14 protein-coding genes are annotated in these 20,862 nt (G+C 52.7%); 11 read left to right on the top strand and 3 right to left on the bottom strand.

Going from position 1 to position 20,862, the window contains the following annotated elements:
* Positions 1-181 precede the first annotated feature (181 nt).
* The 5 genes from BM231_RS14915 to gltX all read left to right on the top strand — a co-directional run bounded on the left by BM231_RS14915 (position 182) and on the right by gltX (position 6,905).
* Positions 182-1,552: a class II 3-deoxy-7-phosphoheptulonate synthase gene (locus BM231_RS14915; protein WP_093520589.1), complete on the top strand. Its 1,371-nt coding sequence runs from the start codon at positions 182-184 to the stop codon at positions 1,550-1,552.
* A gap of 165 nt (positions 1,553-1,717) precedes the next feature.
* Positions 1,718-2,242, top strand: a complete 525-nt coding sequence (locus BM231_RS14910; RefSeq protein ID WP_208860384.1) for a response regulator — start codon at positions 1,718-1,720, stop codon at positions 2,240-2,242.
* Positions 2,243-2,396: 154 nt separating this feature from the next.
* Entirely contained in the window at positions 2,397-4,064 is a 1,668-nt protein-coding gene (locus tag BM231_RS14905; protein WP_093520737.1) for an NAD+ synthase, read from the top strand.
* Positions 4,065-4,188: 124 nt separating this feature from the next.
* Positions 4,189-5,409 carry an MFS transporter gene (locus tag BM231_RS14900; protein ID WP_093520587.1) on the top strand — a complete coding sequence of 407 codons (1,221 nt, stop codon included), beginning with the start codon at positions 4,189-4,191 and terminating at the stop codon, positions 5,407-5,409.
* Positions 5,410-5,540: 131 nt separating this feature from the next.
* Positions 5,541-6,905: a glutamate--tRNA ligase gene (gene gltX / locus BM231_RS14895; protein ID WP_093520586.1), complete on the top strand. Its 1,365-nt coding sequence runs from the start codon at positions 5,541-5,543 to the stop codon at positions 6,903-6,905.
* On the opposite strand, the gene BM231_RS14890 is transcribed toward gltX, so the two are convergent.
* On the bottom strand, positions 6,868-7,920 hold the full coding sequence (locus BM231_RS14890; RefSeq protein ID WP_093520584.1) for a DUF2865 domain-containing protein: 1,053 nt from the start codon (positions 7,918-7,920) through the stop codon (positions 6,868-6,870). The two genes, gltX and BM231_RS14890, sit on opposite strands and share 38 nt — an antisense overlap.
* 218 nt (positions 7,921-8,138) lie before the next feature.
* Between BM231_RS14890 and BM231_RS14885 the strand changes: the two genes are divergently transcribed.
* Positions 8,139-8,648 carry a CreA family protein gene (locus BM231_RS14885; RefSeq protein ID WP_208860410.1) on the top strand — a complete coding sequence of 170 codons (510 nt, stop codon included), beginning with the start codon at positions 8,139-8,141 and terminating at the stop codon, positions 8,646-8,648.
* Positions 8,649-9,729: 1,081 nt separating this feature from the next.
* Here the strand turns inward: BM231_RS14885 and BM231_RS14880 are convergent.
* Complete coding sequence (locus BM231_RS14880) at positions 9,730-11,610, bottom strand: L,D-transpeptidase family protein (RefSeq protein WP_093520582.1); 1,881 nt, start codon at positions 11,608-11,610, stop codon at positions 9,730-9,732.
* A gap of 278 nt (positions 11,611-11,888) precedes the next feature.
* Here BM231_RS14880 and cysS point away from each other — a divergent pair, with 278 nt between their 5' ends.
* The 3 genes from cysS to rarD all read left to right on the top strand — a co-directional run bounded on the left by cysS (position 11,889) and on the right by rarD (position 16,222).
* Positions 11,889-13,340, top strand: coding sequence for a cysteine--tRNA ligase (cysS, locus tag BM231_RS14875; RefSeq protein ID WP_093520580.1), 1,452 nt, complete (start codon positions 11,889-11,891; stop codon positions 13,338-13,340).
* Between the two features lie 212 nt (positions 13,341-13,552).
* Positions 13,553-15,157, top strand: a complete 1,605-nt coding sequence (cimA, locus tag BM231_RS14870; RefSeq protein ID WP_093520578.1) for a citramalate synthase — start codon at positions 13,553-13,555, stop codon at positions 15,155-15,157.
* Positions 15,158-15,280: 123 nt separating this feature from the next.
* Positions 15,281-16,222: an EamA family transporter RarD gene (gene rarD / locus BM231_RS14865; RefSeq protein WP_093520576.1), complete on the top strand. Its 942-nt coding sequence runs from the start codon at positions 15,281-15,283 to the stop codon at positions 16,220-16,222.
* Between the two features lie 55 nt (positions 16,223-16,277).
* On the opposite strand, the gene BM231_RS14860 is transcribed toward rarD, so the two are convergent.
* Positions 16,278-16,868 carry an LOG family protein gene (locus BM231_RS14860; protein WP_093520574.1) on the bottom strand — a complete coding sequence of 197 codons (591 nt, stop codon included), beginning with the start codon at positions 16,866-16,868 and terminating at the stop codon, positions 16,278-16,280.
* Positions 16,869-17,134: 266 nt separating this feature from the next.
* Here BM231_RS14860 and BM231_RS14855 point away from each other — a divergent pair, with 266 nt between their 5' ends.
* Entirely contained in the window at positions 17,135-18,574 is a 1,440-nt protein-coding gene (locus BM231_RS14855) for an Ig-like domain-containing protein (protein ID WP_208860382.1), read from the top strand.
* A 293-nt stretch (positions 18,575-18,867) separates the two neighbouring features.
* Positions 18,868-20,808 carry an ABCB family ABC transporter ATP-binding protein/permease gene (locus tag BM231_RS14850; RefSeq protein WP_093520570.1) on the top strand — a complete coding sequence of 647 codons (1,941 nt, stop codon included), beginning with the start codon at positions 18,868-18,870 and terminating at the stop codon, positions 20,806-20,808.
* Positions 20,809-20,862: the final 54 nt, after the last annotated feature.

Here is a 20,862-nt window from a genome sequence, read left to right as displayed (position 1 = left end):
GAGGTATCCTCAACCTACAGCGATAAAACAACGTATACGTACCCCTAGTCAGATAAACGGGCTGCGTGTATAAGCCTTTCTGGGCTTTTGTCACAAGATGAGAACGGCTCAAAGAATTAACGCTGCCAAAGATAGGCGCATAGGGCGCGCTGGCAGCATTCCGTATTGATGGAGTTTTAAAATGGCGGACAAATGGACACCGGATTCCTGGCGATCAAAACCGATCGTGCAGGTACCGGACTATCCAGATAAGGAAGCAGTGGCAGACGTTGAGAGTCGCCTAGCAACTTATCCGCCGCTCGTGTTTGCAGGTGAGGCGCGCAAGTTGAAAGCGCAGCTCGCTGATGTTGCCGAGGGGCGTGGATTCCTCTTGCAAGGTGGTGATTGTGCGGAGAGCTTTGCAGAGCATCACGCTGATCACATTCGCGACTTTTTTAGAGCATTCCTGCAAATGGCTGTGGCGCTCACCTATGGTGCGCAGCAACCAGTTGTAAAAGTGGGCCGTATTGCTGGTCAGTTTGCAAAACCGCGTTCTTCCAATATTGAGAAGAAGGGCGATATTGAACTGCCAAGCTACCGTGGTGATATCATCAACGGTATCGAGTTCAACGAAGACTCTCGTATTCCAGACCCTGAGCGTCAGGTGAAAGCCTACCGTCAGTCTGCTGCGACGTTGAACCTGATCCGTGCGTTCGCGCAAGGTGGTTTTGCCAATCTGGATCACGTCCATCAGTGGATGCTCGGCTTCGTAAAAGACAGCCCGCAGGCACATCGTTATCAGGAAATGGCAGATCGCATTTCTGATGCGCTGTCCTTCATGCGCGCTTGTGGCATTGATCCTGACAACACACCTCAGCTGCGTTCCACCGATTTCTTCACCAGCCACGAAGCATTGCTGCTGGGCTACGAAGAAGCGCTGACACGCATCGATTCTACCACTGGCGAATGTTATGCAACATCTGGCCATATGCTCTGGATCGGTGATCGTACGCGTCAGCTGGATCATGCACATGTTGAATTCTTCCGTGGCATCAAGAACCCGATTGGCCTTAAATGTGGTCCATCTCTTGATCCTGAAGAGCTGATCAAGCTGATCGACGTTCTGAACCCTGAAAACGAAGCTGGTCGTCTGACATTGATCACCCGTTTCGGCCAGGACAAGGTGTTCGAACATCTCCCAGCTATGGTACGCGCTGTTGAGCGTGAGGGTAAGAAAGTTGTTTGGTCTTGTGACCCGATGCACGGCAATACCATCACTGCAAACGGATACAAAACGCGTCCGTTCGAGCGTATTCTGCGTGAAGTAGAAGCATTCTTCGCGGTTCACCGCGCTGAAGGCACTCATGCAGGTGGTGTTCACGTCGAAATGACTGGCCGTAACGTAACCGAATGTACCGGTGGTGCACGCGCACTATCCGCAGAGCAGCTCGGTGATCGTTACCATACCCATTGCGATCCACGCCTCAACGCGGATCAGGCTCTGGAGCTGGCGTTCACAATCGCGGAGAATCTCAGAAAAGAGTCTGACACGCGCCTTGCAGTGAACACTTAACTCTATCTAGAGTATTCATATGATGACCAGGGGTTGCACATTGTGCAGCCCCTCTTTTTTTGATAAATATTCATATGCGAAGCACATAGAAAATTGGAATGATGTGCCTCCTGCCTTTAGCTGTCCGATGTTTTTCTAGGTTTTTTCGCCCTCAGGGAGAGTTTGTTGCTTCAGAGCGATTCTTTGTTGTCTGGCTATTCAATCCTTATTGTGGATGACAACAACTATATGCGCTCAATTTTGCGCACTATGATCTCCGGCTTTGGCGTGCGTTCCATCTATGAAGCAGGGGATGGTGCCGACGCGATCGCAATCTTGCTCGACCGCAGGCCCGATATTGTGCTGTGCGATTGGATCATGCACCCGATTGATGGCAATGACTTCCTTCGCATCCTCCGCCAGGACGAAGACTCTGAGATCGCCAAGACCCCTGTAATCGTTATTACCGCTGATTCCCGCCGCTCTGTTGTTGTGGCAGCCCGCAATGCTGGCGTAAATTACTTCCTTGCCAAACCAATTGCGCCCGCAATTTTGTATGATCGCCTGAAGGCCATCGTCATGCAGGGGGATGAGCCTATTCAGGCCAGAGACATGGCACAGATGCCGATGGGCACAAGGTTGCAACAGCATCTGGACCTCATGGCAAAGGCGAAAGATTCTGGGCAGGTGAAGAAGAAGTCGTCAGATTGATTTTCACCCTGTGAATCGCTTCCTCAACCGTCAACTATGTGATGGATCGACTTTTCTCTGCTACAAAAACGCGGTACACGAGAACCAAAGCTATTAAAGCTCGAAGTAAACAGGGCCACCCCTTCCATCCACTAAAGCCTTTGAAGTTTATATGATGATTAAAGACCAGTTCCGTTTGGCTGTCGTACAGGCCAACCCTTGCCTTGGTGATATCTCCGGTAATGCTGAGAAAGTGCGTCATCACCGAAAGCTCGCTGCCGAACAAGGCGCTGATCTGGTTTTGTATTCTGAGCTGTTTCTGGCTGGCTATCCGCCAGAGGATCTGGTTTTGAAGCCATCCTTCGTAGCTGCTTGTAAGCGCGAACTGGAAGGCTTGGCAAAAGAAACGGCTGATGGTGGTCCCGCACTGCTGGTTGGCCTGCCATGGGCCGAAGGAGATAAGCTCTACAACGCTGTAGCACTGCTCGACAACGGCAACATTGAGGGGTTGCGCTACAAGGTAGACCTGCCAAACTATGGCGTTTTCGATGAAAAGCGTGTCTTCGATGCTGGGCCCAATCCGGGTCCAATGAGTTTCCGTGGTGTGCGCCTTGGTGTTCCGATTTGTGAAGACACATGGTCTGATGAGGTTTGCGAATGTCTGGAAGAGACAGGCGCTGAAATCCTGCTGGTTCCAAATGGGTCTCCTTACTACCGTGATAAAATAGATGAGCGCATGCAGATCATGCTCTCTCGTGTTGTCGAAACGGGCCTGCCACTTGTGTATTGCAATCAGGTTGGTGGTCAGGATGAGCTGGTGTTTGACGGTGCATCCTTTGCCCTCAACCATGATCGCTCATTGGTAATGCAACTTGGTCAGTTCACCGAGGAAACAGATTACCTCGACTTCAACAAAGACGCAGAAGGTCTGTGGTTTGCAAAACCATCTCGCATCGTTCCAATGCCAGACACACAGGAAGCAGACTGGCTTGCGTGTGTCCTTGGCCTTAAAGACTATGTGAACAAGAACGGCTTCCCCGGCGTGGTGTTAGGCCTGTCCGGCGGCATCGACAGCGCCATCTGTGCGGCTATGGCTGTAGATGCGCTGGGCGCTGATCGTGTTCACTGCATCATGCTGCCATACCGCTACACCTCCGAGGAAAGCATCAAGGACGCCAAGGCGTGCGCAGATGCACTTGGAGTGAGGTACGATACCATTCCAATCGCCGAGCCTGTTGAGGGCTTCCAGCAAACGCTGGCGGGCGTGTTCGCTGGTACTAAGAGCGGCATCACCGAAGAGAACCTTCAGTCCCGTTCTCGCGGTGTCATCCTTATGGCTGTTTCCAACAAGTTCGGCTCTATGGTTGTAACCACCGGCAACAAGTCAGAAATGTCTGTTGGCTATGCTACGCTTTATGGCGATATGAACGGCGGCTTCAACCCGATCAAAGATCTTTACAAGACCGAGGTTTATCGCCTGTCTGACTGGCGCAACAAAAACCATCCGGCAGGTGTTATAGGGCCAGCGGGCGAGGTGATCCCGAATAACATCATCGTCAAAGCACCAACAGCTGAGCTGCGTGAAAACCAGACGGATCAGGACAACTTGCCCGAATACGATGTTCTGGATGATATCCTGCATTGCCTTGTCGAACTAGAGTTGAGCCTTGACGAGATCGCCAAGCGCGGCCACTCTGTAGAAACCATCCATCGAGTCGAACACCTTCTTTACATCGCAGAGTACAAGCGTCGTCAGGCTGCGCCGGGTGTCAAAATCACGCTAAAGAACTTTGGGCGCGATCGTCGCTACCCAATCACCAACCGTTTCCGGGATCGAACCTAGAATCAACCGCGGCTTAAGATCTTACTTTAAGAACAAGCAGGCCGCGCTCTGGACTTGATCTCTCGTGTTCAGGCAAACACCAAGCTTTGCCTGAATCACTTTCTATGCTTTTTAGGTTAAGTCTATGACTTTCTTCGAATTTCTCCAGCGCAATCTGCGCTGGGTCGCGGGCGGGTTTCTGCTCGGGTTTGGCTCCAGCTTTGGTCAAACCTTCTTCATCGCGCAATTTTCCTCCCAGATCCGTGAGACCTATAGTCTCTCTCACGGTGATTTCGGCTCAATTTACATGTTCGCAACACTGGCGAGTGCTGCGACGCTCATCTACTTGGGCAGAATAGTCGACTATTATCGCCCTGTGGTCGTTGGGTGTGCCGCAATTATCATTCTTGCCGGATTCAGTTTCTTAATGAGCTGGCATAACTCCATCATATTACTTGCAATTTGCCTCTATGGCCTGCGTCTATTCGGGCAGGGCATGCTGCCACACACCTCTCAGACGGCCATGTCGCGCTGGTTCCACGGTTCCAGAGGTAAGGCGCTCAGCCTAGCTTCATTTGGCAATATGGCAGGTGAAGCGCTTTTGCCACTGGCCGCTGTCTCACTCATGGTCGTATTCTCATGGCGGGACCTCTGGTCAGCAGCGGGCATAACGCTTCTCGTGTTCTTTCTGCCGCTGGCCTATCTGACCCTTAAAAAAGATCGGACGCCGGAAAATCCGCTGGAGTCCTCTGGCTCAAATGGCCCTGCAGTCAGCTGGACCAGAAAGCAAGTGATGTCGGACTGGCGGTTCTGGGTGGTCATGACAGCTGTGCTCGCCGTGCCGTTTCTTGTCACAGGCCTCATGTTCCATCAGGTTCACTTCATGGAAGCAAAGGGCTGGGCGCGGACGGTGATCCCGTCCTACCTGCCACTCTATGCAGCAGCTGGCGCTGTGTTCTCTATGACTGCTGGCATGTTGATTGACCGCTTCTCTGCCGTCTCATTGCTCCCACTTTCTGTTGTTCCTCTTGGTGTAAGTGTGCTCGTGTTTGCCTTTGGTGGCGAAGAGTACTTTGTGCCAATTGCCATGATCATTCTCGCCATAACCGTTGGCTCCTGGGGGGCGATTGCCTCTGCTGTTCTGGCCGAGCTTTATGGAACAGCTCATCTGGGTTCTATTCGTGCAATCTACTCTGCGCTGATGGTCTTCGCTTCTGCACTCGCTCCAGGTCTCATGGGCATCCTGCTGGATAACGGTATTGAGCTGGACACCCAGTTTGCATTTTCCAGCCTCTATTGCTTCGGTCTCGGCTTGATTCTGTTTGCTGTAAAACCTCAATTGATGCTTGTGCGCTCTCCAGCTTGAATTCAGCAAAAGCCGGTAACTGAACTTAAAACCCGAGATATTCCGTAGGTATCGGAGATTGGCTGGTTGACCCGTACCGGCCAACGCGATACCCGAGTGTCAAACTTGTTTATTGATGAGAAGGCTCAGCCATGAGTGTTACTGTTCGCTTCGCGCCATCTCCGACTGGTCACATCCATATCGGTAATGTGCGCCCGGCGCTTTTCAACTATCTCTTTGCTAAGAAGCAGGGCGGCAATTTCGTTCTGCGCTATGACGATACTGACGTGCAACGCTCTAAAGAAGAGTATGCAGTTGGTATTGCTGAAGACTTGAAGTGGCTGGGTATCAACCCTGATCGCGTGGAAAAACAATCCGAGCGTTTTGCATTGTATGATGCAGCAGCTGCCAAGCTGAAAGACGCAGGCCTCCTTTACCCATGCTATGAAACGCCGGAAGAGCTGGAACGCCGCCGTAACCGTGCGCGTGCTCTGGGCCGTCCTCCTGTTTATGACCGTGCGGGCCTGAAGCTCACTGATGAGCAGATTGCTGCATTTGAAGCAGAAGGCCGCAAACCACACTGGCGCTTCAAACTGCCAAACCACGCAGAAGGCGATGCGTTCTCCACTGTCAGAACAGACGTGCATTGGGATGATGTGATCCGTGGTCGTCAGACCGTTGATCTTGCCTCCCTGTCTGATCCGGTGCTGATCCGCGCAGATGGAACCTACCTCTACACCCTGCCATCCATTGTGGATGACGCGGATATGGGCATCACCCATGTTATTCGCGGTGAAGACCACATTGCCAATACCGGTGTACAGATTGCCATATTCCAGGCACTGGGGGCACAAGTTCCTGAGTTTGGTCATCACAACCTGCTGACCACTGCATCTGGTGAGGGGCTCTCCAAACGCTCTGGCGCCCTGTCTATCCGCTCACTGCGGGAAGAAGGCTATGAGCCAATGGCAGTCTGCTCTCTCGCAGTGCTGACAGGCACCAGCCATGCGGTTGAACCTGCTCCAACCATGGAAGCTCTGGCAGACATGCTCGACTTCTCCGGCATCTCCAAGTCTGCTGCAAAGTTTGACCCGGAAGATGTAGGCCACCTGACTGCAAAACTCGTCCATGCCATGAGCTTTGCTGATGTTGCAGACCGCCTGAAAGCTGACGGCGTTGAGGGTGATGAAGCGTTCTGGACTGCGGTTAAAGAAAACTGCTCCACCGTCAGCGATGCGAAAAAATGGTGGGAGCTGATCGTTGGGTCCGCCACGCCAGACATTGCCGAGGAAGACAAGGACTTCATCACTCAGGCCACAGCTCTGCTTCCGCAAGAGCCATGGACCGAGGAAACTTGGGGCGAGTGGACCAAAGCCGTCAAAGCTGAGACTGGCCGAAAAGGCAAAGGCCTGTTCATGCCACTGCGCAAAGCAATCACAGGTCTGGCACACGGACCAGACCTGAAGAACATGCTACCGCTTATTGGTCGGGAAAAAACTTTGGACCGACTTTCCTGATAGGGCCTGTGCGGGGTTCAACCTCGCGAGGTACAAACTTCTTCTGAACAAGCGGAGGCTCGGAGATATCACTCTGGGCCTCTGTTGCGTTTACGGTCTGACGCAGCTCACTCTGGTTCGGAATAGCAGGGTATGTCGCTGTTGCGCCCGGTGTCAGATCTTCCAGCTGATTACCCGGAAGGGCCTGCTCCAGAGGTGGGATCGCAGGTGATGGCTCCAGATTGCCAGGCTGACCACCTGCTGCATCACACGAACAAGCCGGGTTGTTCTGCTGTCTGAACAGATAGGCATTGGCAAGGGACGTATAAGGCACACCAGACAAAGAGCGCATCTGCGCAGGTGTTTCCTGAGGAACCTGGAAGACATAAAGCTCGGTGTCCTGACTTGGACACAGCGCCTGACAAATCTCTCCATCTTCCGTCAGATCTTCTGCACTGGAATTCGGATTGATCGGGAAGTAGTAGCCATCACACTTGCGCACACACATGGTCGCATATTGCTGACCACCGGAGGAGAAGCCGGCGGTCGAACGTGGTTCCAGCTGCAAAGGCTGATTGGTCTGTGCTGGCGTCAACGGCTGGACTTGCTGCTCTGAACGATCAGAACAATTCAGATCAACCAGTGCCTGCTTCACTTCAGTAAGCCGGTCCTGCAGCACGCTGGAATAGAGTTCCTGCTGTCTCTGACTGTCCAGGTAGGTCAGGTTCTCATTCATCTGCTGCAAAGAAGAGCTCAGTTGCTGGCACTGCGCAGGGCCAAAGGAACCATCACAGCCAAAATTGGACATCTGGGACTGTACGTTACGGATATGAACCAGCTGCTCTTCATAGGCTGTTTGCCAACTGTTAGAGCCGCCATTGCTGTCGACCTGCTCAGAAAGCTCGATAAACTCCGTCTCAAGCCTGTCGCACACCTGAGGGCGTGCAAACGCACTCCCGGTCCAAATAAGGGAGGCGCCAAGGGCAAGAGCCACGGCTGCGCATGAGTGCGCGAAGGGGAGTCTGGAAATGGTCATAGCCCGCAATACTGGTTTCCTCAGAGAAGTCTTAGAGATAAGCTATTCTATGGCCTTATTGGGGCAAAACCAACGGATTCCGGTAGGTTTTACAAAATTCTCTGGTTCTCTTGCTGGTAGTTGCCAAAAAACCTCCTATATCGGGAGTGATTTGATTTGTTCTTTTAAAATGGAGGGGAGCCGTGCAGATCTCTGCGCTTGGAAAATCAGTCCTGAAAATGGTGAGCACCGTGACTGTGGTACTTGGGGTAACGCTGGGGATGCTTGGCACCGCTGCACAGGCACAGGAGCCGGATCTGATCTTCAAGAAATCAACCGTCTGGAAGTTCTTGAGCCCGGACCACAAGCTGGCGACCTATGCATTGGACGACCCGGAAGTCGAAGGCGTTGCCTGTCACTTCACAGTGCCTGAAAAAGGTGGCTTCTCTGGTTGGCTCGGACTGGAAGAGGAAACCTCCGATGTCTCTCTGGCCTGCCGTCAGGTTGGCCCCATCAAGTTCAAGAGCAAGTTTGAGCAAGGGGATGAAGTCTACCGCCAGAGCCGCTCCCTGTTCTTCAAAAAAATGCGCATCGTTCGCGGCTGTGACGCGAAACGGAACGTGCTGGTCTATCTGGTCTACTCCGACAAACTCGTAGAAGGCAGCCCGAAGAACTCCACTTCTACCGTGCCGATCATGCCGTGGGGCGATCAGGTTCCGGAAAAGTGCGCTGATTATCTGGATGACTAAAGCGTGTTCCTGAAAAGTGGCTCCGATTTTCGGAAAAGAATACGCGTAGATTTGACACCTGCTTTTCAAGCACCAATAGCACCGCTGGGCTTTCCCGGCGGTGTTTGTGTTGGAGAATCCCGTTTAACGGGTGGAGCAAGGCGAACAGGCTTTGCCTGCGCTACTTGTAAATAATGTTTCTTCGGCAATGGCTGTTCGCCTCGCCCGGGCCTTTTATCATGAACGCGCGGGCTCCCTCTCGGACAGACGTGAATGACACGTCCCCGTGTCAATGACACGTTCCCGTGTCCCTGACAGGTTTCCCTGTCATTGGCAGTTTCCTGCCACCACCGGACGCCCTCCGGAACGACCCCAAACTCCCTATACCACTGTGGCCTCAAAAGGGTATGGCGCTTCACCGGACCTCCCGACACGATACGTTACCTCGTACCAGCAGCCCAACCCCACCCACGCCGCGGAATGGACGGTCCACTCCTGCCCGAATGCGTGGGCACGAGATTCAGGATAGGGGAGCTTCTGGGTGAGGGGGATAAGTTTTGTAAGGCGTAGGCGGTTACCCCACGCAAGCGAAGTGCGATGCGAGAACCAGATCTCCACTTCGTCACGTATAACACTGGATACAGGATCTTCGCTCCGTCCGGCACGACGGCAAGAGGCACTGCCGCTTGAAGTGCTGCCCCACAGAACCGCCACCGTCATCCCAACATCACCTTGCCAAAAACACAAAACGACCAGCTTGCCGACTTAACTCTTTTAGATGAGTAAGATTCACGCAAAGAAAAAGGCAGCGCCAAGCGCTGCCCTTAGATTTTTGGGAACTCTCGATTTCGTCAGCACCATCTGAAGCGATGGGCCAGAACTCATGCAGAGTTCATAAACAGGTAAACCGCAAGGAAAATGATCGGGCTTGAGATGACACTTGCCACAATCATTGCACCCATAGCCTGCTTCAGCATAATCAACCCCCGTTTGAATTATGAAATGCAGTTCTATTGGGGATATATTAGCACAGCTAATTCAAATATGCACTATTAACCATATCCCTGATAAGGAGCGTGGCAATTTGCGCAGATTTGTCAGGTCAGTAAGTTGAGGCCATCTTTATTTTGAATGCATCTTGAGAGGTCAGCAGAGCCTCAAGAATCGCTTTGTCTTGCTTGTAAATGTCTTCCCGGAACTGAAGCTCCCCATCATTTCCAGCGAAAGCTGTATAGTAGCGCAGATGCACTGGAACGGTCTCTTTCAGCTTAAGGCGAACGGTCTTGCCCCGGGCGCGCAGCTTTTCCATCTTTGCGCGGCTGTGGCCGGAACCGGAAAGCAGCACTTCCCCGAATGTAAATGGATCCTGCACCCGGATGCAGCCATGGCTGAACGCACGCTGATCCTTGTTAAATAAGCGCTTGGACGGTGTGTCGTGCAGATAGATATTATGCTTGTTTGGGAACATGTACTTCACAGCCCCCAAAGCGTTTTTCCGCCCAGCCTTCTGGCGGAGCTGATACCCGAACCTGCGTTTGCTGACCGCATTCCAGTTGATTGCTGTCGGATCAACCCGGCGGCCATTCTTGTAAACATTGATCCCGCTGCCAGACAAGGCAGACGCGTTCTTGCGCAGCTTAGGTAAGTACTCGTTGGTGGCAATGGACCATGGCACCCCCCAGGTCGGGTTGATCTCTGCATACTCAAAGGTGTCGGAGAACAAAGGCGTGGCATGGCGAGGCTTGCCCACCACCGTGCGGGTCTCATAAAGCACGTCCGTGCCTTCCATCACCCGCACAATCTGTTCTGCCACGTTGACTTTCACATAGCGGCCAGACGGAAGCGGGTCATCCCAGCGCATACGTTCCAGATTAACGAGGATCTGATCGCGGCGATCTGTGAGTGAGGCATTCAATGCTGCCCGGGTCTTCTTGCCAACAACCCCATCCACACTCAGACCATGACGCTTTTGAAAGCTTTTCACGAGCGCGACCATGTCATCATTGTAATAGGCCGGTGCCACGTCTTGCTCGCTCGTTCCGGAGTATCCGGAATAATAGGGTGCATAGCCCTCCGCTTGCAGACGTTTCTCCAGCTGCGAGATGCGGGCACCTGTGTCACCGGGCCGAATGCTTGGACCGTCTTCAATGTAGACAGGATAATCAGAGGTGAGGGCGTCGTTATAACGGGCCAGCTGGTCTTTCAAAAGATCGTAGGACGGTGCCTCTGGCTCAAGGCTGGCAAACAACTGCTCAACAGACCGGGTTTCTTCCAGCTGAGTAAGCATGTCATTCAGCTTTGGAACCTGCGGGGTGATAAATACATTCTTCAGCACCTTGGTCGGGCGCACAACGCCGCCGGCAAGGTGGGCGCCGTAACTGGCAAAAACGCGGGTCAGCTGCAGTTCAACAACAGCGATCTCACGTAAAGTAGCTGTCGCATTGGACGCTTCCATCACATCCAGAATGGAGGCCAGCTGCCGAACACCATAGGCTTGCGGGTCAAGCCCATGGGTTGGAGCCTTACGAATTTCGTCAATCAAACGGTTGGCAAGCGGTGTCAGAGACTGGTCTTCAAACCAGACAGGGCGGAAGTTGCGTAAGGAGTAAGCCTCTGCCAAAGCATCCACTTGCCGTGAACTGAAACCTGCGCTCTTGATCTCGTCTTCAGAAAAGATCAGGTCCCGGATGGTTTGCTCCAACTCCGACAGCTCTGAAAGAGTTGGATCGAGAACCTGTCCGGCAGGACCTGTGAGACCTGGAACTTGCAGCTCGCTTTCTGGCAGGACCAAGGGATCAATATCAGGTAGCACAAGGTCTTCTGGGGAAGGCGTGTCAGCTGGCGGTGAGGCCGCGTTTTCATTGAAGTTCAACGGGTCGATAGGGGGCACAGAGGAGGTTGCATTACCGGTCGCGCTTGAAGGCGAACTCATTCCAATCAGACTTGCAGCGAGAACGGTGGCACAGATACTCTTGTGAGACACGTTTTACTTCCCTGTTTTTTCTTGGCTTTCCCTTAGAATTGCATCTTCGGGTAGAAATTTTGTATTTAACTTAGTTAGAAATGTGGGTGATCTGGTGAGACTAAGACTTGACCTGTAAGCAACAATCAGCGAAAAGCAACATATGAAAACGGCGATGCACACTTCTTCTTGCACCATCATTATTTGCAGCTAGCGACAACGCTGGCTGTGGCCGTTCTATCCTGCCTTGATTCTGCGTGAGATGAACGCCCGGCCAGCTGGCCAGGAGACGAACCATTATGAGCGCAGACACAGCCCAAGGCGGCAAGGGACTTCTGCTCACCAATACTTTGACACGCACAAAAGAAGCTTTTGTGCCAATGGATGCGTCCAACGTGCGCATGTATGTGTGTGGTCCCACCGTTTATGACTACGCCCATATTGGTAATGCGCGCCCAGTCGTAGTTTTTGACGTTTTGGCCAGATTGCTGCGCCAACTCTATGGCAAAGAGCATGTCACATATGTGCGAAACATCACAGACGTGGACGACAAAATCAACGAGCGCGCAGCAAACGAAGGTATTTCCATTCGTGAGCTGACCGAAAAAACCGCTGGCCAGTACCATGAGGACATGGCTGCGCTGGGGGCACAAGCGCCGGATATTGAGCCGCGGGCAACCGACCACATTGAAGAGATGAAAACGATGATCGAGACGCTCGTCGACAAAGGCCATGCCTATGTCTCGGACGAGCATGTCCTCTTCAATGTGCCGAGCATGCCCGAGTACGGCAAACTCTCCAATCGCACATTGGACGAGATGATCGCCGGTGCGCGTGTTGAAGTAGCCTCCTATAAAAAAGACCCGACCGACTTCGTGCTTTGGAAGCCATCCAAAGCGGATGAACCGGGTTGGGAAAGCCCATGCGGCATCAAAACACCAGGTCGTCCGGGCTGGCACATTGAATGTTCTGCAATGTCCGAAAAGCACCTGGGCAAGGTCTTCGATATTCATGGCGGCGGCGTCGATCTGACCTTTCCGCATCATGAAAACGAGATCGCACAATCCAGATGTGCTCATGGCACGCATGCCATGGCAAATGTGTGGATGCACAATGGCTTCCTGCAGGTGGAAGGCGAGAAGATGTCCAAGTCTCTGGGCAACTTCTTCACCGTTCACCAGCTGCTGGACACTGAAGAAGGCGATGGACGTAAATGGTCCGGTCAGGCCATCCGCTATGCTCTGCTTCAAACCCAGTACCGCCAGCCAATCGACTTTACATTCAAAAGTCTGGCAGAAGGCGAAAAGCAGCTCACCCGCTGGATTGAGCTGATGAAGAAGCACGGTGTCACTGCACAGGAAAATGGCGAACTGGACCAAGCTGTTCTGGAAGGTCTCAAAGACGACCTGAACACGCCACGTGCCTTTGCTGCTCTTCATAAACTCGCCCGTGATGCACGCGGTGGCGATGCAGACGCTGCACAAAAATTAGCTAATTCTATCAAGTTCTTGGGCTTTGATCTTGAATCATTTTCCAAAGCTCAGGAAGAAGAAAAAGCTGAAGCCGATGTCTCTTCTGAGCTGAAGGCCAAAGTGGAAGAGCTGATTGCAAAACGTCTGGATGCCCGCAAGGCAAAAGACTTTGCTGAAAGCGACCGCATCCGCGATGAGCTGGCAGCCGACGGCATTGTGCTCAAAGACATGAAGAACAAGGAAACAGGTGAGATCGAGACCACCTGGTCCTGCGCTTAACGAGGAGATAGGCCATGGACTACGCAGATACCACAAGGAAACTTGAAGTCTGCTCCATGGTTCTGTTCGGGATAACCCGTTAGGCTTGCTAAGTTTTCTCAAGGCGCCTGCAATACGTGCCTTGAGAAATCCTACGGAGATAAAAGGGAAACCTCCGTCACATGAGGGGAGCCTGAGGTTGAACTCAGGACAATAAGCAGGGTAGGCATAATATGACGAAAGAGCGTCTGTATCTTTTCGACACGACATTGCGCGATGGGGCTCAGACCTCCGGCATTGATTTCTCCGTGGACGAAAAAATTGCCATTACCGACTTATTGGAGAGACTGGGTGTCGACTATATTGAAGGCGGTTACCCAGGTGCAAACCCAACAGATACAAAGTTCTTCTCCGAAAAAAGAACAAAGAAAGCGACCTTCACCGCGTTCGGCATGACCAAGCGCGCTGGGCGCTCTGTCAGCAATGACCCAGGCGTTCAGATGGTCCTCCAGTCCGCTGCGGATGCCACGTGTTATGTGGCAAAGAGCTGGGATTACCACGTTGATGTTGCCCTGAAGTGCACCAACGAGGAAAATCTGGAAAGCATCGCAGACACAGTCAAAGCCTCCGTAGAGGCAGGCAAAGAAGCCATGATCGACTGTGAGCACTTCTTTGACGGCTACAAGGCAAATCCTGACTACGCTCTGGCCTGCGCACAAACCGCTTTTGAAGCGGGCGCGCGCTGGGTGGTTCTGTGCGACACCAATGGTGGCACGCTTCCACACGAAGTCACTGAGATTGTGAATGCAGTGATGCAAGTGGTGCCCGGCAGCAATCTGGGCATCCACGCCCATGATGACACCGGCCACGCTGTCGCAAACACACTGGCAGCTGTTGTTGCGGGTGTCCGTCAGGTGCAGGGCACGCTCAACGGCATCGGTGAGCGTTGCGGCAATGCCAATATCATCACTTTGATCCCAAACATGCTGCTGAAGAAGCCGTATCGTGATCTGGTTGAACTTGGCATCAAAGTTGAAGATCTGACAGAATTAACTGCAATATCAAGGAGTTTTGACGAGATCTTGAATCGATCTTCCAACGTCCACGCTCCTTATGTCGGCGCCAATGCCTTCGCCACCAAAGCAGGCATTCACGCCTCTGCCATCCTCAAGAATCCAGACACCTACGAGCACATCCCGCCAGAAATGGTCGGCAATCAGCGCCGTGTACTTGTCTCCGATCAGGCTGGAAAGTCCAACCTGCTTAACGAGCTGAAACGCCTCGGCGTTGAAGCTGACAAAGCCGATCCACGCCTTGATCGTCTGTTGGCTGAAGTGAAAGAGCTGGAAGCTCAGGGCTTTGCCTATGAAGCCGCAGACGCCTCCTTCGAGCTGCTTGCCCGCAGACGACTGCATTCCGTGCCAGACTACTTCGACGTCCTGTCCTTCCGCACTGGCGTCGAGCGCCGTTACAATGCGCTGGGCGAGCGTGTCACCGTCTCTGAAGCGGTCGTAAAGGTGGAAGTGGATGGTGAGAATTTCATGTCTGTCGCAGAGGGTAATGGTCCGGTCAACGCACTCGACCTGTCGCTGCGCAAGGACCTTGGCAAATACCAAAGCCTGATAGCTGACCTTGAGCTGATAGATTATAAAGTGCGAATATTGAACGGTGGTACCAGCGCGATCACACGTGTTCTCATAGAAAGCCAGAACAGGAAAACCGGCAAACGCTGGTTCACAGTCGGCGTCTCTGAAAACATCGTAGACGCGTCCTTCCAGGCCTTGGTCGATTCCGTTCGCTATTGCATTTTCAAAGCAAATGAGCTGGAAACCGCCTGATAAGGGCTATCAAAGGCTCTTGAAAACGAAATGATTTGTGGTCGCGGATGCGCGGCCACGCCTTCCTTTTTTAACTGGCGTCAGGATCTCTGGCGCCTGTTTACGCTGTAATATGAGGGTTGAATGAGCCAGTCAGCGTCCGCTGCTGATCCGCTAAGCACGCCAGAAGCGTTCAAGGCTGGACTGATCGCAGCAGTATCTGCTTATCTCATGTGGGGCTTTGCTCCCATGTACTATAAGCTCACAGCAGACATGCCAGCGATCATCGTGATCTGCTACCGCGTGATTGGCTCCGTGCTGTTCCTTGGTGCGTTTCTGGTCATGAGCAAGCTTCGCAAAGAGGTCTTCGCCATCTTCTGCGATTTCTCCCGCCTGCGCTACCTTCTGGTGTCAGCTTCAGTCATCAGCGTCAACTGGACCATCTTTATCTGGTCGGTTGAAACGGGCAGGGTGCTGGATGCCAGCCTCGGCTACTTCATCAACCCGCTTGTCAGCGTGGGCTTGGGCGTTGTTCTGTTGTCTGAACGCCTGTCCAAAGCACAGCTCGCAGCGCTGGCAATTACCATCTTCGCCGTACTCTACAAAACCTTTGAGGTTGGTGAGCTGCCGTGGGTATCTGTTGTGTTGGCCCTGAGCTTTGCGCTCTACGGTTATGTGCGCAAGCAAGCCCCTGTAAGCGCTGTTGCTGGCCAATTGGTGGAAGTCCTGCTCGTCATGCCGTTCGCTCTTGTCGGCATCTGGTACTTCGCGCAGGCTGGCTCCGGCGGCATTTATCCCGCAATTCCAGTGGAGCACCCATGGTTCTTGTCACTGCTGCTGTTCACAGGGGTGATCACGGCAGTTCCATTGGTGGTTTTCGCCTTTGCTGCGCGCCGGCTGCCGATGATTTACATTGGTTTCCTGCAATACATCGCACCATCCATCCACTTCCTCAGCGCCATATGGCTGTTTGGTGAAGAGCTGTCACTAGAAGGTCTGCTGGCTTTTGGGATGATCTGGTTCTCACTCGTCATCTTCTCGGTCGACGGTGTGATGGCAAGACGCCGCGTTGCGAAGCTTGCGTAGCAGTCAAATGGATCGCAATTAAAAAAGGCCGCTGCAAACTCAGCGGCCTTTTTTGTTACATATCCTTCAAATCAGGATGTTCAACTTTGCAGCCCTCAATGGCCTTGCAAAGAATATCGACGCTTTGAGCAACGTCCTCGGTGATCTCGTAGGTGATGTCGCTGTCCGGACGAATAAAGCCAAGACTGCGCATGTGGTCGAGCAATTCCACCAGTGGCGTCCAGAACTGATCAAGGTTGAGAAGCAGCATAGGCTTGTCATGGCGACCAAGCTGAGCCCAGGTCAGCATCTCCACAAGTTCCTCAAGAGTGCCGATACCACCAGGCAGCGCGATAAACGCATCTGCTTTTTCAAACATGGTACGTTTGCGCTCATGCATGTCCTGAGTAACGATCAGCTCATGAGCGTCTTCCAGCATCACTTCTCGTTCCTTCAGGAACTTTGGAATGACACCGGTGACTTCACCGCCATTTTCAAGAACAGTTTTCGCAACAGCTCCCATAAGTCCAATGGATCCGCCACCATAAACGAGTCGAATCCCTTCACGGGCTAATAATTCACCAAGCTGAATCGCCGCTTTTTCAAACAGCGGCTGACTTCCAGCATTGGAGCCGCAATATACGCAGATGCTTTTCAAGGTTTTCATAGGTATTCTGTCGCATTAGGCTAGGGGGAACGTCAAGCAAGGCTCGTAAATTGAGGTTAACTTCACCACATGCGCAACTTGCCTGACATGGTGCACCTTGCCCCTCGGGTTAAACATGTATAACAAACACGATTAAAGTCTGTCCTTTTTGCACAAAGCTAAGCAAAACAGACAGCCGGATAAACTGATATCCGGACAATCTGATATAATGTCAAAGCATGCCATGTCGAGTGAACTATGGTCTGCTTGAGGAGCAATTGAGAACCATGTCGAAATCGGGGATGAACTGGTTGCTGACAGTTGCTGTGGCTGTAGCTGCAGGCGCAATCGGTGCGGGGGCGTACTACCTGAGCAAGGAAGATACTTCGGTTGTTGCAGAAGCTGAAAAGGCTGTTGCAAAGCTGGAGGCTGCTGCAAATGGCAAAGTACAGCTCAACTCGTCGGGCACTCAGACGGACAAGGCAGAAGCTGGCAAAGCCCCTGAAGTGACCACTCAGCTGGATACAGCCGCTGTTACCACCGACAATGTTCCAAGTTTCGATGTGATGCGCGTTGAGCCATCAGGCGATGCCGTTGTCGCTGGCCGCGCTGAAGCTGGTTCCATTGTTGCACTCATCTCCAACGGGGATGTGGTCGGCAAAGGTATTGCGAACAACAGTGGTGAATTTGCGATTGTTCTTGAAAGACCGCTGAAGCCGGGCGATCACGACGTCAGCCTTGAAGCGACCAATCAGGAAACTCAGGAAAAGAGTGGCTCGCAGCAACACATTGCAGTGTCTGTGCCTGAAGACGAAACTGGCGAGGTTTTGGTTGTTCTCAATGAACCAGACGCACCATCAAAGATTCTCCAGCTGCCAGAAACACCAGTGACTGCAGAGCCAGTCGAAACAGCGAATGCAAAGGCGCCTGAAACCGCTGCTCCTGCTGAAGTTGCCGTTGCACAGATCCCTGGTGCGAAGGAAGAAGCTCCGGTTAACGCTGCGGCTGATAAACCAGCGCAAGCGCCTGCAAAAACTGAAGTCGCTGTCACCGAGACGCCTGCACCTGTAAACGCAGTATCTGCGCCTGCTCCAGAAGCTGCACAGACTGCTGAAGCTCCTGTTGAAGTTGCTACGCAAACTCCGGCGCCTGCAGAAACACCTGCAGCACCGGTTGCAGCGGCAACTGAAGAGCCGCAGCTGACTGTCAAAGCCGTTGAAACTGAGAAGGGCAAGGTCTTCGTTGCTGGCGAAAGTGAGCCAGGCGCGCAAGTTCGTGTCTATGTGGGCGAAGAGTTTGTTGGCGAAGCGCAGGCAGGCACCGAAGGGCGCTGGCTCGTAGAAGCCGAAAAAACAATCCCAGCTGGCAATGTGGAAGTCAGAGCTGACAAAGTGGAGAACACCGACGGTAAAGTGGAAGCCCGCGCACAGGTTGTCTTCACCAAGGGTGAAAATGACGTTGCCATGATCCCGGTTCGCCTTGTCGCGGAAGGGTCTGGTTCAAAAGGGGCATCTGCAACTGTTGGCATCGGCGAACTGCCAAATGTTATCATCCGCCGTGGCGATAACCTTTGGACCATTTCCCGCCGTCTCTATGGCAAAGGCACACGCTACACCACCATCTATCAGGCCAACAGCCAGCAGATCCAAAATCCGGATATGATCTTCCCGGGACAGGTGTTCATGTTGCCTGTGGCTGATCTGAATTGGAAAACAATTAATAACTGATCTGGATTCTTCTCTTCGAACGTCCTATTTAAGAAGAGAAAGCTTTCCAGATTGATCTTTAGGAAAGCGCTGGATGAACAATCCAGCGCTTTCTCTGGTTTGCGATCCTACTGCGTGCTCCCGAAAAGTGGTTCCGGTTTTCGGATAAGAGCGCGTTTCAAAAGAGGGCGAAAGACTCTCTCCAATCTGATGGCAATGGACGCGTTCTGGATCATTGCTCTTCTGATATGACATTCCTAATTCGCCAACCGCTTCTGCGTTTTAAGAAGCGTGCCGGGCAACAAGGCACTAGCATGACTGCAACAAGCAAAAAACAGCAGGCAAAATCCGCCCCTGCTTTGGATGCAGACGATAAAGGCTTGCTTCGTTCACTGAAAACCCTTTGGGTTTACATGTGGCCAGATGCAAGGCCGGAGCTTAAAAAGCGTGTCGTTCTGGCCCTCGCGGCGTTGATTGTCGCAAAAATTATTACCGTTTTCGCACCCTATCTTTATGCATGGGCAACAGATGCTCTGACTGACGCCAGCGTTTTACCAAAATGGTTGCCGCCAATTCTTGTCGCGCCAATCATGTTGGTTCTGGCCTTCAATGTCGCCAGAACAATGGCTGTCGGGTTCAACCAGATCCGTGACGCGATCTTTTCAAGCGTTGGCCTCCACGCCGTTCGCGAACTCGCCAATTTAACCTTCCAGCACCTCCATGCCTTGTCTCTCCGCTACCACCTGTCACGCCGCACGGGTGGCCTGACGCGTGTGATCGACCGTGGAGTGAAGGGCATTGAAGGCATTGTCCGTTTCACGATCCTGAGCGGTATCCCGACGGTCGTCGAATTTGCGATGATGGCGGTTGTGATCTGGTTCCAGTTTGGCCTCTGGTATGTCCTGGTCGTCGGTGCAACGGTCTTTGCCTACGTCTACTACACAGTCGTGGCCTCCGATAAGCGTATCCAGATCCGCCGTGATATGAACAACGCGGACAATGATGCAAACAGCAAGTCCGTTGACAGCCTTCTAAACTTTGAAACCGTCAAATATTTCGGTAACGAGGAAATGGAACGTGGCCGTTTTGACAAGGCAATGCGCGGCTATGAGCGCGCTGCAATCAAAACATGGACCTCGCTTTCCTGGCTCAACTTCGGGCAGGCACTGATCCTCGGCGCAGGCATGACGACGTGTATGGTCATGTCTGCAATGGCAATTCAGCGCGGCGAGCAGACCATCGGTGATTTCGTCATGATCAACGCGCTGCTCATGCAGCTGTCTGTTCCGCTCAACTTCATTGGCTTCATTTATCGCGAAATCCGTCAGGGTATTGCTGATCTGGAAGCCATGTTCTCCGTACTGGCCGTAGAACCTGAAATTCAGGATGAGCCGCTTGCGGAGAACCTGAAGGTCAAAGAAGCCACCATCAAATTCGAAGACGTGCACTTCCACTACGACGAAGAGCGTCCTATCCTGAAAGGCGTGAATTTCGAAGTGCCTGCAGGAAGCACCATCGCGATTGTTGGTCCATCTGGAGCGGGCAAGTCCACGATTTCCCGTCTATTGTTCCGCTTCTATGATGTCACCTCAGGCCGCATCACCATTGATGGCAAGGATGTCCGCGAAGTGACGCAGAAATCCCTGCGCGATCACATCGGCATGGTTCCTCAGGATACGGTTCTGTTCAACGACAACATCGCCTACAACATCCGCTATGGCCGCGTCGGAGCTTCAGATGAAGAAGTGAGAGAGGCAGCCAGACTGGCTCAGATCGATCACTTCATCGAAGCTTTGCCTCATGGTTATGAAAGTGAAGTGGGCGAACGTGGTCTGAAGCTTTCAGGCGGTGAAAAGCAGCGTGTCGCGATTGCGCGCACCATCCTGAAAAGTCCGCCGATCCTCATTCTTGATGAAGCAACCTCGGCTTTGGACACGCACACGGAGCAGGAAATTCAGTCAGCTCTGGACATTGTCTCCAAAGACCGGACCACGCTTGTCATCGCCCACCGTCTCTCCACCGTGGTGAACGCAGATCAGATCCTCGTTCTAAAGGCGGGTGAAGCGGTAGAGCAGGGGACGCATGCTGAACTGATGGCAAATGATGGTCTCTACGCTTCTATGTGGAGCCGCCAGCGTGAAGTCAGTGAAGCTGAAGCACGTCTTGCGCAGATGCGTGAAGATGATCAGGGCTTCATTTCCAGAGGTAAAAGTGCCGAAGAAAGCCAAATTGAGGGCATAACTGATAAGAAATAGTGGGTTCAAGTGATTGCTCTGCGCGCAATCAGGGGAATCTCTGTTTAAATAAGC

Source organism: Pseudovibrio ascidiaceicola (assembly GCF_900114245.1).
In the GTDB taxonomy this organism is placed as follows: domain Bacteria; phylum Pseudomonadota; class Alphaproteobacteria; order Rhizobiales; family Stappiaceae; genus Pseudovibrio; species Pseudovibrio ascidiaceicola.
Note: the sequence above shows the minus strand (reverse complement) of the source record. Positions and strands in the feature narration are given on the sequence as shown.

Coding starts and splice junctions, on each gene's coding strand:
- BM231_RS14850 (WP_093520570.1), top strand. CDS start 18,868: ATGACTGCAACAAGCAAAAAACAGCAGGCAAAATCCGCCCCTGCTTTG.
- BM231_RS14905 (WP_093520737.1), top strand. CDS start 2,397: ATGATTAAAGACCAGTTCCGTTTGGCTGTCGTACAGGCCAACCCTTGC.
- rarD (WP_093520576.1), top strand. CDS start 15,281: ATGAGCCAGTCAGCGTCCGCTGCTGATCCGCTAAGCACGCCAGAAGCG.
- BM231_RS14885 (WP_208860410.1), top strand. CDS start 8,139: ATGGTGAGCACCGTGACTGTGGTACTTGGGGTAACGCTGGGGATGCTT.
- BM231_RS14855 (WP_208860382.1), top strand. CDS start 17,135: ATGTCGAAATCGGGGATGAACTGGTTGCTGACAGTTGCTGTGGCTGTA.
- cimA (WP_093520578.1), top strand. CDS start 13,553: ATGACGAAAGAGCGTCTGTATCTTTTCGACACGACATTGCGCGATGGG.
- BM231_RS14900 (WP_093520587.1), top strand. CDS start 4,189: ATGACTTTCTTCGAATTTCTCCAGCGCAATCTGCGCTGGGTCGCGGGC.
- BM231_RS14915 (WP_093520589.1), top strand. CDS start 182: ATGGCGGACAAATGGACACCGGATTCCTGGCGATCAAAACCGATCGTG.
- BM231_RS14860 (WP_093520574.1), bottom strand. CDS start 16,868: ATGAAAACCTTGAAAAGCATCTGCGTATATTGCGGCTCCAATGCTGGA.
- BM231_RS14890 (WP_093520584.1), bottom strand. CDS start 7,920: ATGACCATTTCCAGACTCCCCTTCGCGCACTCATGCGCAGCCGTGGCT.
- cysS (WP_093520580.1), top strand. CDS start 11,889: ATGAGCGCAGACACAGCCCAAGGCGGCAAGGGACTTCTGCTCACCAAT.
- gltX (WP_093520586.1), top strand. CDS start 5,541: ATGAGTGTTACTGTTCGCTTCGCGCCATCTCCGACTGGTCACATCCAT.